The organism is Streptomyces sp. AC627_RSS907 (assembly GCF_019049165.1).
This window is the reverse complement of the sequence record NZ_JAGMUE010001534.1, coordinates 1-546: the sequence shown is the minus strand read 5'-3', so window position 1 is coordinate 546 and position 546 is coordinate 1. Positions and strand designations below refer to the sequence as shown.

Genomic DNA, 546 nt, shown 5'->3' with positions numbered 1-546 from the left:
AAGCCGGCGATCGGGTCCTGGGCGGCGACCGCCGCCAGGAACGCGCGCCGCAGCGCCGCGAGGGCCGACTCGCCGGGTTCGCGGTCGGCGACGTGGCGGGCGAGGGAGGCGACGAACGCGTCCTGGTGGTCCAGGGCCAGGTCTTCCTTGCGCGGGAAGTAGTTGGTCACGGTCTTCTTGGCGACGCGCGCGGCGTCGGCGATCTCGGCGATGGTCGTGCGCTCGAAGCCGCGCTCGACGAAGAGTCTGGTCGCGTGGTCGGAGATGGCCTGCCGCGTCTCGCGCTTCTTCGCCTCGCGCAGGCCCGGGGCCGCGCTCTTCGTCGTGCTCGACTCGATACCCATGAGGGAATCTTACCCTCGTTCTATAAATACGTTGACACCCCGGATGGCTCGTGTGTAAGTTTACCTTCGTCGTAAACTTCCCGGTAGACGCCCGCGCCGCGCAGTCGCGCGCCGCGGGCGCCTACCGGGGCCGAGCGACATCCACGACGCATCCGCGCGCCACGCACCCACGGAGGACTGTTTGCTGCACGTCACTGCCATT

Annotated in this window: 1 protein-coding gene; it reads right to left on the bottom strand. The window is 68.9% G+C overall.

Annotation, left to right across the window (positions count from 1 at the left end):
• Window positions 1-344: TetR/AcrR family transcriptional regulator (locus tag KUM32_RS42860; protein ID WP_217146957.1), on the bottom strand; the 344-nt coding region annotated here is incomplete at its 3' end.
• Window positions 345-546 lie beyond the last annotated feature (202 nt).